The organism is Acidimicrobiia bacterium, assembly GCA_035651955.1.
GTDB lineage: Bacteria > Actinomycetota > Acidimicrobiia > IMCC26256 > JAMXLJ01 > JAMXLJ01.
Genome location: DASRES010000074.1, coordinates 1 through 15,243, shown reverse-complemented (window position 1 = coordinate 15,243; position 15,243 = coordinate 1). Strand labels below are relative to the sequence as shown.

Here is a 15,243-nt window from a genome sequence, read left to right as displayed (position 1 = left end):
CGTGAACGCGACGGACGCGACGGCCCGCCTCGACGACGCCGCGACCACCGCGGCCGCTGACGTCGCGCGCGCGGCGTCCCTCGACGAGCTCACGGAGATCGAGCGCCGCTACGTGGGCAAGAAGCGCTCCGTCGCGAGCGAGGTCAAGGACGCGATCAAGTCGCTCGCGTCCGAGGAGCGTCCCGTCGTCGGGAAGGCGCTCACCGCGTTCCAGTCGCGCGTCGAGGAGATCGTGGCCGAGCGCCGCGCGGCGTTGCAGGCCGCGGACCGCGAGCGGTCGCTGGCGCGCGACCGGCTCGACCTGACGGTCGGTGGCCACGGCCGCCGCCGCGGGCACCTGCATCTCGTCACGCAGGTGCAGCGCGAGCTCGAGGACGTGTTCGTCGGCCTCGGGTTCCAGGTCGCCGAGGGACCTGAGGTCGAGACCGACTTCTACAACTTCGAGGCGCTCAACATGCCGCCCGCGCACCCAGCGCGCTCGATGTGGGACACGCTCTACGTGAAGCTGGGCCGTCCCGAGCAGGTGATGCTGCGCACGCACACGTCACCGGTGCAGATCCGGGTCATGCAGTCGCGCACGCCGCCGATCTACACCGTCATGCCCGGTCGCTGCTACCGCAAGGAGACGCTCGACGCGCGTCACTCACCCGTGTTCCACCAGATCGAGGGCCTCGTGGTCGACAAGGGGATCACGTTCGGTGACCTCGCCGGCACGATCGAGGCGTTCACGCACGCGTACTTCGGGCCCGACAAGGAGTCGCGGCTGCGACCGTCGTACTTCCCGTTCACCGAGCCGTCGGCCGAGTTCGAGGTGACGTGCGTGTTCTGCGACGGCGCCGGTTGCGGTGTCTGCTCGCGGACGGGCTGGATCGAGCTCGGCGGCTGCGGGATGGTCGACCCGAACGTGTTCGAGGCCGTCGGTATCGATCCCGAGGAGTACTCCGGGTTCGCGTTCGGGTTCGGGCTCGACCGCATGGCCATGGACCGCTTCGACGTCGACCACATCAAGACCTTCTTCGAGGACGACGTGCGCGTCCTCGAGCAATTCTGATGCTCGTTCCGCTCTCGTGGTTGCGCGAGTTCACGCCGATCGCGGCGTCGACGTCGGAGATCGTCGACGCGTGCAACCAGCTCGGCCTCGTCGTCGACGGCCTCGACGAGCCGGGGCGCGACGTGGAGGGCGTCGTCGTCGCGAGAGTCCTCGACGTGCGCGAGCACCCGAAGAGCACGAAGGGACTGACGCTCGTCGACGTGGACGCGGGCGGCACGACCACGACCGTCGTCTGCGGCGCGCGCAACGTCGCGCCCGGCGACGTCGTGCCCTACGCGCCGGTCGGTGCGCGCATCCCGGGGCTGACCCTGAAGCGCAAGCCCGTCGCGGGGATCGAGTCCGACGGGATGCTGTGCTCGGCGCGTGAGCTCGGGCTCGGGGACGACCACTCCGGGATCCTCCACCTCGACGACGACGCGCCCCTCGGCGCCGACGTGCGCGAGGTCCTCGGCCTCGACGACGTCGTCCTCGACCTCGACATCACGCCGAATCGTCCGGACGCGATGTCGATCGTCGGCGTCGCGCGCGACCTGGCGGCCGCCTTCAACACGCCGTTGCTCGTGCCCACCCCGCCGCCGAGCGAGGTCGGCGGCGACGTGCGCGGCATCTCGTTGTCGGTCGAGGCGCCCGGTGCGTGCCCGCGCTACGTCGCGCGCGTCGCGTCGGTGTCGCTCGGCCCGTCGCCCCGCTGGATGCAACGGCGACTCACCCTCGCGGGCATGCGCCCGATCTCGAACGTGGTGGACGTGACGAACTACGTGCTGCTCGAGCTCGGCCAACCGCTGCACGCCTTCGACCTCGATCGGCTCTCCGGGCGCGGCATCGTCGTGCGCGTCGCACGCGACGGCGAGCGGATGACGACGCTGGACGGTACGGAGCGCGTGCTGCAGCGCGAGGACCTCCTCATCTGCGACGCGGAGCGCGCACCCCAGGCGATCGCGGGGATCATGGGCGGCGGGTCGTCCGAGGTGACCGACTCGACGCGCGAGATCCTGCTCGAATCGGCGTACTTCGATCCCGTCGGGATCGGTCGCACGTCGAAGCGTCTCGGGCTGCGCACGGAGTCGAGCGCGCGGTTCGAGCGCGGCGTCGATCCGAACGGCGTGCTGCGCGCCGCCGACCGGGCGATCGAGCTCCTGGTCGACGTGGCCGCGGCCGATCCCGCGCCGGGAGCGTGCGACGAGTACCCGGCACCGATCGAGCCCCGCCGCATCACGATCCGCACGACGCGTGTGAACGCGTTGCTCGGCACCGAGCTCTCGGACGACGAGATCGGCGAGGCGCTGGTGCCGCTCGGCATCGACCTCGAGGGCAGCGGTGCGACGCGCACAGCCGTGACCCCGACGTTCCGTCCCGATCTCGAGCGCGAGGTCGACCTCGTCGAGGAGGTGGCGCGTCGCGTCGGCTACAACTCGATCGCGCGTCATGTTCCGAGCTCGGGCGAGCACGCCGGCGGGCTGACCGCGCGCCAGCACGAGCGCCGGCTCGTCGTCGACGTGCTCGTCGGCATGGGCTACGACGAGGCGTACACGCTGCCGTTGCTCGCGCCCGCGGACGTCGCCCGCGCCGGGCTGTCACCGGAGGGCGTCGAGCTCGAGAACCCGTTGCGCGCGGAGGAGTCGTTGCTCCGCCCGAGCCTGCTGCCGGGCCTGCTCGGCGCGGCCGCGTTCAACGCCGGGCACGGTCAGAGCGACCTCGCGCTCTTCGAGGTGGGGCACGTGTTCCTGCCGCCCGAAGGTGCGGGCCCGTTGCCCGACGAGCGCGACCGCGTCGCGGTGCTGCTGTCGGGCGCGCAACACCGTCGCCCGCACGAGCCCGATCGCCCGGTCGACGCGTTCGACGTCGTCGACGCATGGTGCGAGCTCGTCACCGCGCTCCACCTCGCCGACGCGCGGCTCGAGCCGGGGGAGTGGCCGTCGCTGCATCCCGCACGGGCGGCGGTCGCGTACGTCGACGGCGCGCCGATCGGGGCGCTCGGCGAGGTCGATCCCGACGTCGTCGCGCGCTTCTCGCTCGACGGGCCCGTCGTCGCGATGGAGCTCGAGCTGGACGCGCTGCTCGACGCGTCGCGCACGCGCCGGACGCTCCGGCCGGTGTCGCGGTATCCCGCGTCGAGCATCGACCTCGCGTTCGTCGTCGACGAGGCAACGCCCGCGGGCCATCTCCGCGCAACGTTGCGTCGCGCGGCCGGCGAGCTGGCCGAGTCGGTCGAGCTGTTCGACGTGTTCCGCTCGGACGCCATCGGCGCCGGTCGAAAGAGCCTGACGTGGTCGCTGCGGTTCCGCGCGCCCGATCGGACGCTGACCGACGCCGAGGTCGCCGAGATCCGGCAGCGATGCATCGACGCGGTCGTGACCGCGCACGGGGCCGAGCTACGCGGCTGAGCCGACGCGCTCCGTCCACATCTCGGCGGTCCGACGCGGGCATTGCCACGCACAGTGACGGCGCGTTTGCGGTTCGCGGTACACGAGCGGCGACGCGGGGTACGAGGCACTGCGAGCCGGTTCCGTCACGCCCGCAGGAGGCAGCGTGGGCGATCGCATCCTGGTCGTCTGTGGGCAGGGAGAGGCGCGGCACGCGGTGGCCGACGCGGTCGCACCGCTCGCCGTCACGCTCACCGAAGCCCGGGGCGTCGATCCCTTCGTCGTGCCGTTCGACCTCGCGATCCTCGACGGTGCCGCGCTCGACCGATGGTGGCGCCGCCTCGTGCAGCGGCGGTCGGAGGAGCACCCGGTGTTCCTGCCCGCGCTCGTGCTGACCGGCCGGCACGGAGCGGCTCTCGCGAGCAAGGCGTACGAAGGCGCGGTCGACGACGTCACGCCGACGCCCGTCGACCCGGTCGAGTTGCGCATCCGGATCACCACGTTGCTCCGCGCGCGCAACACGTCCCGCGAGCTCGAGACCCGGTTCCGCCCGCTGTTCGACCACGTGCCGGCGGGTCTGTTCCGCGCCGTGCTCCGCGGCGACGACCTGTTCGTCGTCGACGCCAACCCGTTCGTCGCGTCACTCCTCGACAACGGCCACCTCGCGATGCGACGTGACGACGCGCGCGCGCTCGCACGACGGCTGCGCGTCTCCGGTGTCGTACGCGAGCTGCGCACGGACGTGCGACGCACCGACGGCGCACGCATCCCCGTCATCGTCGCGGCGCGAGTCGCGCCCGACGGCCGCGAGACGTTCGTCGACGGTGCGGTCCACCCGGTCGGCGACACCCACGTCCCGCCCGCCGTCGAGCTCCTCGCCCATGCACGTCGCCGTCGCGGGCGCGTGCAGCCCGTCAGCCCGGGGCCGCCGACGGCCTGACGCGCGACGCCGTGCCGACGGCGGCGACGCGGCCGCGGTCGTCGCGCACGTCGAATCGCGCGCGGTTGCCGTCCCGGCCGAGCTCGACCGCGGCGTCCACGGTCTGGTTCTCGACGACCATGCCGACGAAGCGCGCCGAGAACGTGCCGGAAGCGAGGAGCTCCTCGCCCCACTCGTCGAGCACGATCCCGTACGCGGGCCCGCACACCTGCATGCCCTGCGCGACGAGGCCCGGCATCCCGAGCCGGCGGGCCTCGTCGGGATCGGAGTGGAAGTTCCCGGCCCGTGAGTACGCGCGGAGCGCCGCGGCGTCGAGGTGGAGCGTCCGGTGGCGCGCGTCCGGCGGGACCGGGTCGGGAGCCGGCCGCGCGGCACCGCTTCCCGGTTGCGCCGCGGGTGCGCGGGCGGTCGTGAACGTCGCGGTGCTCTCCCACAGCGGCTCTCCCGCGGCGCCGGCGATCGTCGCGGTCACGACCGCGTACTCACGTCCCCGGCGCGCGACGCGTTCGGTCACCGTGCCGGCGACCTGCAGCGGATCACCGGCCGTGCCGACGGCCCGGCTCGTGAGCGTCTGCTCGGTGTGCAGCAGCGCCTCACCGACCGTCTGCTGAACGAGCAGCACGGTCAAGTTCGCCGCGATCGGCGGGTAGAGCGCCCCGCGTCGCAGCAGCGGGTGGTCGACGCCCGCGGCCGTCCAGTAGCGCTCGTTCGCGGCGGGCGACACCGTGACCTCGAGCACCGGGAAACGGTCGCCGACCTCCAGGCCGGTGAGGACGTTTGCATTTCTATTCACGATGTTGAATAGAATAGCGGCGTGAGCACGTACCGGGCCGGGATCGTCGGCGCTTCGGGGTACGCGGGCGCGGAGCTGCTCCGGCTGCTCGCCGCCCACACCGACGTCGACGTCGCGCACGTGACCGGGGCGAGCAGCGCGGGTGCGACGGTCGCGTCGCTGTACCCGTCGCTCGCGGCCGCCTACCCGCAGCGGTCGTTCGCGGCGTTCGAGCCGGGGGACCTCGCCGGCCTCGACATCGTGTTCGTCGCGCTCCCGCACGGCGAGTCGCAGCAGCTCGTCCCCGACCTCGTCGGCAAGGTCGACCATGTCGTCGACCTCGGTGCCGACTTCCGGCTCCCGGCCGCCGCGTACGAGCAGTGGTACGGCGCGCGGCACTCGGCGCCCGAGCTGCTCGACGAGTTCGCCTTCGGCCTGCCCGAGCTGTTCCGCGACGACGTGCGCGCGCACGCGCACGTTGCCGCGCCGGGCTGCTACCCGACGGCGACGGTGCTGGCGCTCGCGCCGCTCCTCGCCGGCGGGCTGGTCGAGCCGACGGGCATCGTCGTGAACGCGGTGTCGGGCGTGTCGGGGCGCGGTCGCGGGCTGTCGGCGCCGAGCCTGTTCTCCGAGGCCGACGGCAACGTGAACGCGTACGGCTTGCTCGACCATCGTCACACCGCCGAGATGGAGCTCGCGCTCGGACGCGTCGCGGGGAGCGACCTGCAGGTGCTCTTCACGCCCCATCTCGTCCCGATGACGCGCGGCATCCTCGCGACGTGCTACGCCCGGCCCGCGGTCGACGGGCTGTCGAGCACGTCGCTGCTCGCGCACTACCGCGACTTCTACGCCGGCGAGCCGTTCGTCGTGGTGCTCGACGAGCCGCCGGCGACGAAGGCGACGTTCGCGTCGAACGCCGCGCACGTCACCGTGCGCTTCGACGCGCGGACGGGCACCGTGCTCGCGCTGGGCGCGATCGACAACCTGGTAAAGGGCGCGTCGGGCCAGGCGATCCAGGGCGCCAACCTCGTCCTCGGTCTGCCGGAGACGGCGGGCCTGAGCAACGTCGGGATCCTGCCGTGAGCGTCACCGCCGCGCGGGGGTTCGTCGCGGGCGGGCTCGCGTGCGGCATCAAGGATTCGGGCGCGCCCGACCTCGCGATCGTCGCGACCGCGGACGCGCGCGCGGTACCGGCCGCGGGCGTGTTCACCTCGAACCGCGCGACGGCCGCGCCCGTGCAGGTGAGCCGCGCGCACCTGGCCGCGACCCCGCACGCCGCGGCGGTCGTGCTGTCGTCGGGCAACGCGAACGCGGCGACCGGTGAGCAGGGACGCCGCGACGCGACGCGCATGTGCGAGCTGACCGCGGACGGGCTCGGGTGCACGACGCAGGACGTGCTCGTGTGCTCGACCGGCCTGATCGGCATCCCGATGCCGATGCACGCGCTCGAGGCCGGCATCCCGAAGCTGACGTCGTCGCTGAACGGTTCGGACGCCGCCGCGGAGGCGATCCTCACCACCGACACCGTGCGCAAGGAGGCGGTCGCGCCCGTCAGCGGTACCGCGGCGGTGGTCGGCGGCATGGCGAAGGGTGCCGCGATGCTCGCTCCGTCGATGGCGACGATGCTCGCGGTCCTCACGACCGACGCGGCGGTGGACGCGCCCGCGCTCCACGACGCGCTCACGCGCGCGGTCGACGTGTCGTTCAACCAGCTCTGTGTCGACGCGTGCACGAGCACGAACGACACGGTCCTCGTGCTCGCGAACGGCGCGACCGGCGAGTCGCCGTCGCACGATGCGCTCGTCGACGCGATGACCATCGTGTGCGCGTCCCTCGCCGAACAGATGGCCCGCGACGCCGAGGGCGCGACCAAGCTCGCGCGCGTCGTCGTACGCAACGCCGCGAGCGTCGACGACGCGCGTCGCGCCGCGCACGCCGTCGCGCGCAGCCAGCTCGTGCAGTGCTCGCTCAATGGGAGCGATCCGTACTGGGGACGCGTGCTGTCGGAGCTGGGCGCGAGCGGCGCGCAGCTCGATCCCGAGGCCGTCGACATCGCGTACGGGTCCGTCGTCGTCTGCCGCAACGGGATCGCGGCCGGGCACGACGCCGCCGCGCTCGCGCAGACCATGCAGGCCCGCGAGATCACGATCGAGTGCGACCTGCACCGTGGTGACGGCAACGCGACCGTCCTGACCACCGACCTGAGCCACGGCTACATCGACGAGAACCGGCGGACGTCGTGACGTCGCCGCAGGAGCGGGCGACGGTCCTCGCCGAGGCGTTGCCGTACATCCGCGAGTTCACCGGTTCGACGATCGTGGTCAAGTACGGCGGCCACGCGATGGACGATCCCGGGCTCGCCGACCTGTTCGCGCGCGACATCGTGCTCATGCGGCTCGTCGGCATGAATCCCGTCGTCGTGCACGGGGGCGGGCCGCAGATCAGCCAGCTGATGCGCAGGCTCGGCAAGGAGCCCGAGTTCGTGGACGGCCTGCGCGTGACCGACGCGGAGACGGTCGACATCGTCCGCATGGCGCTCGTCGGGAAGGTGAACCGCGAGGTCGTGGCGTCGGTGAACCGGCACGGCTCCTACGCGGTGGGACTCTCGGGCGAGGATGCCGGCCTGCTCACTGCGGTTGCACGCGACGAGCGGCTCGGCTTCGTGGGCGACGTCGGCAAGGTCGACCCGTCGATCCTCGAGCGCCTCATCCGCGAGGAGCTGATCCCGATCGTCGCGACGGTGGGCGTCGACGACGACGGACAGCCCTACAACGTCAACGCGGACGCGGTCGCCGGCGCGATCGCGGAGTCGCTGGGCGCGCGCAAGCTCGTGTACCTCACGAACGTCGCGGGCCTGTACACCGACTACCCGGACGAGTCGACGCTCGTGTCGCAGATCGACACGCGCGGACTCGAGGAGCTGCGCGAGCGTGGCGTCTTCGACGAGGGCATGATCCCGAAGGTCGAGTCGTGCATCGCCGCGCTGCGCAACGGTGTCGCGAGCGCGCACGTCCTCGACGGTCGGGTCCCGCACGTGCTGCTGCTCGAGCTGCTCACGCGGGAGGGGATCGGGACCATGGTGACGCCGTGAGCGAGCAATTCGACGAGCTCGCCGCCTTGGACGCGCAGCACGTGATGCAGACCTACGCGCGCCTGCCGGTGACGTTCGTGCGCGGCGAGGGTCTGAAGCTGTGGGACACCGAGGGTCACGAGTACCTGGACTTCCTCGCCGGCCTCGCGGTCGTGGGCCTCGGCCACGCCCACCCCGAGGTCGCCGACGCGATCGCGGACCAGGCGCGGACGCTCGTGCACGTCTCGAACCTCTACGGCAACGCGCTGCAGCCGCCGCTGGCCGCGACGCTCGACCGGCTGCTCGGCGGCGGTGGGCGGGTGTTCTTCGCCAACTCCGGCGCGGAGGCGAACGAGTGCGCGATCAAGTTGGCCCGTCGCCACGGCCAGCTGCACGGCGGTCCCGAGCGGTACCACGTGCTGTCGGCATACGCGTCGTTCCACGGCCGGACGCTCACGACGCTCGCGGCGACCGGCCAGCCACAGAAGCAGGAGACGTTCCAGCCGTTGCCGTCCGGGTTCCGCCATGTCCCCTTCGCGGACGTCGGCGCGCTCGCCGCCGCCATGGACGAGCGTGTCTGCGCGGTGATGCTCGAGCCCGTCCAGGGCGAGGGCGGCGTGCAGCCCTCACCGCCCGGCTACCTCGAAGCGGTGCGCGCGTTGTGCGACGAGCGCGAGGCGCTGCTCGTGATGGACGAGGTGCAGACCGGCCTCGGCCGTACGGGCAAGTGGTTCGGGTTCGAGCACGCGCACGGCGTCCGGCCCGACGTCGTCACGATGGCGAAGGCCCTCGGCAACGGCATGCCGATCGGCGCGTGCTGGGCCGACGCGCAGGTCGCGACCGCGCTTCGCGCCGGCGACCACGCGAGCACCTTCGGCGGTCAGCCGCTCGCCGCCCGCGCCGCGCTCGCCACGCTCGCCGTCATGGAGCGCGACGACCTCCCGGGGCACGCCGAGCGGGCCGGCAAGCACCTGTCCGAGGCCCTCCGCGCGCTCGACGCGGTCGACGAGGTGCGTGGCCTCGGCCTCCTGCTCGCCGCGGAGCTGCGCGGCTTCGACGCGAAGGACGTCGCGCAGCGTTGCCTCGACGCCGGCCTGATCGTCAACGCCGTCACGCCGACGGCGCTGCGGTTCGCGCCGCCGCTGGTCGTCACCGACGACGAGATCGACGCCGCGGTCGCGATCCTCGCGAAGGTCCTGTCATGAACTTCCTCGACGTCGACGACCTCGACCCCGCTCGGCTCGCGGGTGTTCTCGACCGCGCGACCGCGTGGAAGCGCGATCCTGCGTCCATCGCACGCGTGCTCGACGGTCACGGCGTCGCGCTCATGTTCGAGAAGCCGTCGGCGCGCACCCGCTCGTCGAGCGAGATGGCCGTGATCGGCCTCGGCGGCCACCCGGTCTACGTGCGCGCCGACGAGGTCGGCCTCGACACGCGCGAGACCGTCGAGGACGTCGCGCGCACGCTGGCCTGCTACTGCTCGGTGCTCGCGGCGCGCGTGTTCGACCACGAGACGCTCGAGCGCATGGCCGCCGCCGTCGACGTGCCCGTCGTGAACCTGCTCTCCGATCGTGCGCACCCGTGCCAGGCGATCGCCGACGTGCTGACCGTGCGCGAGGAGCTCGGCTCGCTCGAGGGCCGGCGCGTCGTGTTCGTCGGCGACGGGAACAACGTTGCGGCGTCGCTCGCGCTCGCGGCCGCGTTGACCGGCATGGAGCTCGTCGTCGCGTCGCCGCCCGGCTACGAGCTCGACGACGACGTCGTCGAACGGGCCCGCAACCTCGGTGGTGCCGTGGACGTGTCCCACGACCCACTCGACGCGGTCAAGAACGCGGACGTCGTGTACACCGACGTGTGGACGTCGATGGGACAGGAGGACGAGGCCGCCGTCCGGCGTACGGCCTTCGCCGGGTTCTGCGTCGACGAGACGATGATGGCCGCGACCGGCAACGACGCGCTGTTCCTGCACTGCCTCCCCGCGCACCGCGGGGAGGAGGTGAGCGCGGAGGTGATCGACGGGCCGCGCTCGCGCGTGTGGCAGCAGGCGGCGAACCGCATGCACGCGGCCCGTGCGTTGCTGCCCGAGCTGCTGGAGCGCTGACGTGGCGACGCTCGGGAAGCCGCAGCGCCAGCACCGCATCTCCCGCCTGCTCGAGGAGCAGCCGGTGTCGAGTCAGGTGCAGCTGGTCGAGCTGCTGGCCGCGGAAGGCGTCGTCGCGACGCAGGCGACCGTGAGCCGCGACCTCGAGGAGCTCGGCGCGGTGAAGGTTCGCATCCCGGGTGGTTCGATGGCGTACGCGATCCCCGAGCACTCGAAGGACCGTCCCGCCCCGGACGACCACCTGCGCCGGCTGATGGGCGACTTCGTGGTCGAGGTCGCGCACAGCGGCAACGTCGTCGTGTTGCGGACGCCGCCCGGCTCCGCGCACGTGATCGGCTCGGCGATCGACCGGGCCGGGTTCCAGGAGGTGCTCGGCACCGTCGCGGGCGACGACACGTTGCTCGTCGTCTGCGCCGAGCAGGCGGACTGCGGGGCGCTCGCCGAGCGTCTCGGCGCGCTGAGCGGACTGTAGGGAGAGGAACGCCATGCCGAGGCGGGTTGTCCTTGCGTACTCCGGCGGTCTCGACACGTCGGTGGCCGTGCGCTGGATGCAGGAGAAGTGGGGCGTCGAGGTCATCGCGCTCGCCGCGAACGTCGGCCAACCGCGTGCCGACGCCGGGATGAGCGGCGAGGACTTCGAGGCGATCCGGCAGCGCGCGCTCGCGGCCGGCGCGGTCGATGCGAAGGTCGTCGACGTGCGGGCCGAGTTCGCCGACGAGTACGTGCTGCCCGCGTTGCGCGCGCACGCGCTGTACGAGGGGCGCTACCCGCTCGTCTCCGCGCTGTCGCGACCGGTGATCTCGAAGCACCTCGTCGCCGCGGCGCGCGAGTTCGGTGCCGACGCCGTCGCGCACGGCTGCACGGGCAAGGGCAACGACCAGGTGCGCTTCGAGCTGTCGGTGCGCGCCCTGGCACCCGACCTCGAGGTGCTCGCACCCGTTCGCGAATGGGGCTTCACCCGTGAGGACGCGATCGACTACGCGCAACGCTTCGGCCTGCCGCTGACCGTCACGAAGGAGAAGCTGTACTCGGTCGACGAGAACCTCGTCGGTCGTGCGATCGAGTGCGGCGTGATGGAGGATCCGTGGGTCGCGCCGCCGGCGGGCGTCTACGAGATCACGCGTGACGCCGTCGACGCGCCCGCGGAGCCGCGTGATCTCGTCGTGCGGTTCGAGGCCGGTGTGCCGGTCGCGCTCGACGGGCTGGTGATGCCGTTGCACGAGATGCTGACGACGTTGAACGACACCGTCGGCGCGTACGGGTTCGGCCGCATCGACATGGTCGAGAACCGGCGCGTCGGCATCAAGAGCCGAGAGACCTACGAGTGCCCCGGCTCGCTCGCGCTCATCGCCGCCCACGCTGATCTCGAGTCGATCACGCTCGAGCGCGACCTCGCGCGCGAGAAGTCGCGTCTCGAGCCCCGCTACGCGGAGCTCGTGTACGACGGCCTGTGGTTCTCGCCGTTGCGGCGCGCGTTCGACGCGTTCGTCGACTCGGCGCAGACGGACGTGACCGGCGATGTGCGGCTGCGCCTCGAGCCCGGCCGCTGCTTCCCGAACGGCCGCCGTGCGGACCGCGGCCTCTACGACTACGCGCTCGCGACGTACGACGCCGCGGACTCGTTCCGTCACGAGGACGCGGCCGGGTTCGTGCGGTTGTGGGGGCTGTCGGTCGAGACGTGGTCGCGCCGGCAGGGGCCCGGGCGCGACCGGCAGGGCTGACGTGGCGGACAAGGAGGCGCGCCCGCTCTGGCACGGGCGTTTCCAGGAGGGGCCGTCCGAGGACCTGCTCGAGTTCACGGTCAGCCTCGAGTACGACCGCGCGCTCGCGCGGGACGACCTGGTGGGGTCGCGGGCGCACGTCGCGATGTTGGAGAAGGTGGGTCTCATCGCGCCGGACGAGAAGGCGATGCTGCTCACCGCGCTCGCGCGCGTCGAGGAGGAGCTCGAGTCGGGGACGTTCGCGTTCGCGCCGACCGACGAGGACATCCACACCGCGATCGAGCGGCGGGTCACCGATCTCGCCGGTCCGGCCGGCGCGAAGCTCCACACGGGCCGGAGCCGCAACGACCAGGTCGCGCTGGACCTGCGCCTGTGGCTGCGTCGTGAAGGGCGGGCCATCGTGGCCGCGATCCACGAGCTGCAGGAGGTGTTGCTCGGCCGGGCCGACGAGGTGGAGGACGCGTACCTGCCCGGGTACACGCACCTGCAGCGCGCGCAGCCGGTCCTCCTCGCGCACCACCTGCTCGCGCACGTGTGGGCGCTCGCGCGCGACGTCGACCGCTGGCGCGACGCGCTCGCGCGTGCCGACGTGTCGCCGCTCGGCGCGGGAGCGCTGGCCGGGTCGAGCCTGCCGCTCGATCCCGACGCCGTGGCGGCCGAGCTCGGGTTCGCGTCGCGGTTCCACAACTCGCTCGACGCGGTGTCGGACCGCGACTTCGTGGCCGAAGCGCTGTTCGCGGCGGCGATGACCCAGGTGCACCTGTCGCGGCTCGGCGAGGAGATCACGCTGTGGTCGAGCGACGAGTTCGGGTTCCTGCGCCTCGCGGACGCGTTCAGCACCGGCTCGTCGATGCTCCCGCAGAAGAAGAACCCGGACATCGCGGAGCTCGCACGCGGCAAGGCCGGCCGGCTCATCGGGCACCTCACGGGGTTCCTCGCGACATTGAAGGGCCTGCCGCTCGCATACGACCGCGACCTGCAGGAGGACAAGGAGCCGCTGTTCGACGCGTTGCGGACGTGTCGGCTCGCGTTGCGCGCCATCACCGGTCTGATGGGAACGGCGGTGTTCGATCTCGACCGCATGCGCGCGGCCGCGGACTCGGCCGCGTCGTCCGCCACGGACCTCGCCGAGCAGCTCGTGCGCCAGGGGCTGCCGTTCCGCGACGCGCACGCGATCGTGGGCGGGCTGGTGCGGCAGTCGCTGGAGCGTGGCATCCCGCTCGAGGAGCTGGTGTCGAACGAGCCCCGTCTCGGCCCCGAGGCGCTCGAGCTGTTGCAGCCGGGCGAGGCGGTGAAGCGCCGGTCGTCGCCGGGCGGCGCCGGCCCGTCGCCCGTCGCCCGACAGATGGAGGAGGCGCGCGCCCGTCTCGCCGAGCAACGCGGTTGGCTCGACGTGAACGAGCCGCACGCTCGGTGACGCGAGTCCTGCCCCGCTCGTTCTTCGCCGACGACGCGCTCGACGTCGCGCCGCAACTCCTGAACAAGCTGCTCGTGCACGACGACCCGTCCGGCGAGCGGCTCGCAGTGCGGCTCGTCGAGGTCGAGGCCTACCGAGGCGCGGAGGATCCCGGGAGTCATGCGTACCGCGGGATGACGCCGCGCAACCGCACGATGTTCGGTCCGGCCGGTCACCTGTACGTGTACTTCAGCTACGGCGCGCACTGGTGCATGAACGTCGTGTGCGGACCGGACGGCGTGGCGAGCGCGGTGCTGCTGCGCGCGGGCGCGCCCGTCGAAGGGATCGAGCTCATGCGCAAGCGGCGCGTGCGTGCTCGTCGCGACCGCGACCTGTGCTCGGGTCCCGGCAAGCTGACCCAGGCTCTCGGCATCGACCGCTCGTTCGACGGCGCGGATCTCGTGCGCGGCGCGCTCCGTGTCGTCGACGACGGCGTCCCACCGCCTTCGCGGCCGGGCGTCTCGACCCGGGTCGGGCTCGGCGCGGGACGCGGCGAGACGCATCCGTGGCGGTTCTTCGTTTCCGGCGACCCGAACGTGAGCCGCGGCCCGATCGCCGGCTCGGTCCTGCGCATGTCGTGACCCGCCACCCGGTCAGCTCGTGTCGTGCTTCGGCCGGTTCTTGGGATGGTCGGGATGGTCGGGCGGGACGATGGCGCGTTTGCCGGTGCCGTCGACGAGAGCCCAGCCGTCGCGGTGTTTCAGGTGATGGTGGAAGCTGCACAGCGGGTCGAGCTCGTCCAGCTTGGTGTGCTTGGTGCTCGCCCACGGTTCGCGGTGGTCGAACTCGATGCGGGTCCGGGTGCAGCCCTCGACGCGGCAGCACGGTGACTGCCACAGGAGCGCGATCTTCTGGGCGACCTTCGGCCCGCGGCCGAGGTGGGTGACGTTGGCGACGTCGTCGCCTTTGGTGATGACGAGCTTGAGGATGCTCTCGCCCAGCAGGTCGCGTGCCGTGCTGATCGGGACGGGTCCGAGGCGAGCCTGTCCGCTCGTCTGTGTAAGTGATCGTGGCGGTCGTGTTGTTCAGTCGAGGTGGATGCGGCCGGGGTAGTAGATCTCGAAGGCGTTGAGTGCGGCGATCCAGTGGTCGGCGTTGTTGCCGCGGTTGCCGGGTCGTCGTCCGGAGAGGTTCCGCACGCCGAGGTAGAGCAGTTTCATCAGCGCGTCGTCGTTGGGGAAGTGCCCGCGGTTCTTGGTGATCTTGCGGAGCTGGTAGTTGATGCTCTCGATCGTGTTCGTGGTGTAGAGCACGTAGCGGATCTCGGGCGCGAACGCGAGGAACGGGATGACGCGTTCCCAGTTGTCACGCCAGAGTTTCACGATCCCGGGGTAACGGTCGCCGTAGCCGGCGTCGAACGCGCGAGCGCGGCGGCGGCTTCGGTCTCGTTGACCGCCCGGTAGATGTTCTTGAGCTCGCTGGTGACGCGTCGGCGTTCCTTGTAGGAGCAGTAGCGCAACGACGCCCGGATGAGATGCACGATGCAGGTCTGCACGGTCGCGTCCGGCCACACCGCTTCGATCGCATCAGGCAGACCAGGCAGCCCGTCGCAACAGACGAAGATGACGTCTTCGACACCGCGGGTGCGCAACTCGCTCATGATCTTGAGCCAGAACTTGGCGCCCTCGGCGGTGTCGATCCAGATGCCGAGCACGTGCTTGATGCCTTCGACGTCGACACCGACCGCCAGGTAGGCGGCCTTGTTGCGCACGATCCCTTGGTCGCGGACCTTGCAGACGATCGCGTCGAGGAACATGACCGGGTAGATC

14 protein-coding genes and 1 pseudogene are annotated in these 15,243 nt (G+C 72.0%); 13 read left to right on the top strand and 2 right to left on the bottom strand.

Annotated features, from left to right (window positions below; genetic code table 11):
- Position 1 precedes the first annotated feature (1 nt).
- The 3 genes from pheS (at position 2) to VFC33_16205 (ending at position 4,354) form a co-directional block, all read left to right on the top strand.
- The gene (gene pheS / locus VFC33_16215; GenBank protein ID HZR14784.1) at positions 2–1,051 is read left to right on the top strand and encodes a phenylalanine--tRNA ligase subunit alpha; all 1,050 of its coding nucleotides are present in this window, start codon (positions 2–4) and stop codon (positions 1,049–1,051) included.
- Complete coding sequence (gene pheT / locus VFC33_16210; protein HZR14783.1) at positions 1,051–3,435, top strand: phenylalanine--tRNA ligase subunit beta; 2,385 nt, start codon at positions 1,051–1,053, stop codon at positions 3,433–3,435. Before pheS ends, pheT begins: the two co-directional genes overlap by 1 nt.
- 145 nt (positions 3,436–3,580) lie before the next feature.
- The gene (locus VFC33_16205) at positions 3,581–4,354 is read left to right on the top strand and encodes a hypothetical protein (protein HZR14782.1); all 774 of its coding nucleotides are present in this window, start codon (positions 3,581–3,583) and stop codon (positions 4,352–4,354) included.
- Here the strand turns inward: VFC33_16205 and VFC33_16200 are convergent.
- The gene (locus VFC33_16200; protein HZR14781.1) at positions 4,329–5,147 is read right to left on the bottom strand and encodes a MaoC family dehydratase; all 819 of its coding nucleotides are present in this window, start codon (positions 5,145–5,147) and stop codon (positions 4,329–4,331) included. The genes VFC33_16205 and VFC33_16200 overlap by 26 nt on opposite strands.
- Before the next feature lie 21 nt (positions 5,148–5,168).
- Here VFC33_16200 and argC point away from each other — a divergent pair, with 21 nt between their 5' ends.
- From argC to VFC33_16150, 10 genes are read left to right on the top strand one after another with little or no spacing between them, the layout of a single operon-like run.
- A complete protein-coding gene (gene argC / locus VFC33_16195; protein ID HZR14780.1) occupies positions 5,169–6,209 on the top strand; it encodes an N-acetyl-gamma-glutamyl-phosphate reductase in 1,041 nt (346 codons plus the stop codon).
- Positions 6,206–7,369, top strand: a complete 1,164-nt coding sequence (gene argJ / locus VFC33_16190; protein HZR14779.1) for a bifunctional glutamate N-acetyltransferase/amino-acid acetyltransferase ArgJ — start codon at positions 6,206–6,208, stop codon at positions 7,367–7,369. Before argC ends, argJ begins: the two co-directional genes overlap by 4 nt.
- Entirely contained in the window at positions 7,366–8,217 is an 852-nt protein-coding gene (argB, locus tag VFC33_16185; GenBank protein HZR14778.1) for an acetylglutamate kinase, read from the top strand. The genes argJ and argB overlap by 4 nt, the downstream gene beginning before the upstream one ends.
- Positions 8,214–9,401 carry an acetylornithine transaminase gene (locus VFC33_16180; GenBank protein ID HZR14777.1) on the top strand — a complete coding sequence of 396 codons (1,188 nt, stop codon included), beginning with the start codon at positions 8,214–8,216 and terminating at the stop codon, positions 9,399–9,401. The genes argB and VFC33_16180 overlap by 4 nt, the downstream gene beginning before the upstream one ends.
- The gene (gene argF / locus VFC33_16175) at positions 9,398–10,297 is read left to right on the top strand and encodes an ornithine carbamoyltransferase (protein ID HZR14776.1); all 900 of its coding nucleotides are present in this window, start codon (positions 9,398–9,400) and stop codon (positions 10,295–10,297) included. Before VFC33_16180 ends, argF begins: the two co-directional genes overlap by 4 nt.
- A gap of 1 nt (position 10,298) precedes the next feature.
- Positions 10,299–10,769 carry an arginine repressor gene (argR, locus tag VFC33_16170; GenBank protein HZR14775.1) on the top strand — a complete coding sequence of 157 codons (471 nt, stop codon included), beginning with the start codon at positions 10,299–10,301 and terminating at the stop codon, positions 10,767–10,769.
- A 13-nt stretch (positions 10,770–10,782) separates the two neighbouring features.
- Complete coding sequence (locus VFC33_16165) at positions 10,783–12,018, top strand: argininosuccinate synthase (protein HZR14774.1); 1,236 nt, start codon at positions 10,783–10,785, stop codon at positions 12,016–12,018.
- Position 12,019: 1 nt separating this feature from the next.
- Positions 12,020–13,435: an argininosuccinate lyase gene (gene argH / locus VFC33_16160; protein HZR14773.1), complete on the top strand. Its 1,416-nt coding sequence runs from the start codon at positions 12,020–12,022 to the stop codon at positions 13,433–13,435.
- Positions 13,432–14,055 carry a DNA-3-methyladenine glycosylase gene (locus VFC33_16155; GenBank protein ID HZR14772.1) on the top strand — a complete coding sequence of 208 codons (624 nt, stop codon included), beginning with the start codon at positions 13,432–13,434 and terminating at the stop codon, positions 14,053–14,055. Before argH ends, VFC33_16155 begins: the two co-directional genes overlap by 4 nt.
- A 45-nt stretch (positions 14,056–14,100) precedes the next feature.
- Complete coding sequence (locus VFC33_16150; protein HZR14771.1) at positions 14,101–14,304, top strand: hypothetical protein; 204 nt, start codon at positions 14,101–14,103, stop codon at positions 14,302–14,304.
- Positions 14,305–14,499: 195 nt separating this feature from the next.
- Here the strand turns inward: VFC33_16150 and VFC33_16145 are convergent.
- Positions 14,500–15,230, bottom strand: a pseudogene (locus tag VFC33_16145) (IS256 family transposase).
- Positions 15,231–15,243 lie beyond the last annotated feature (13 nt).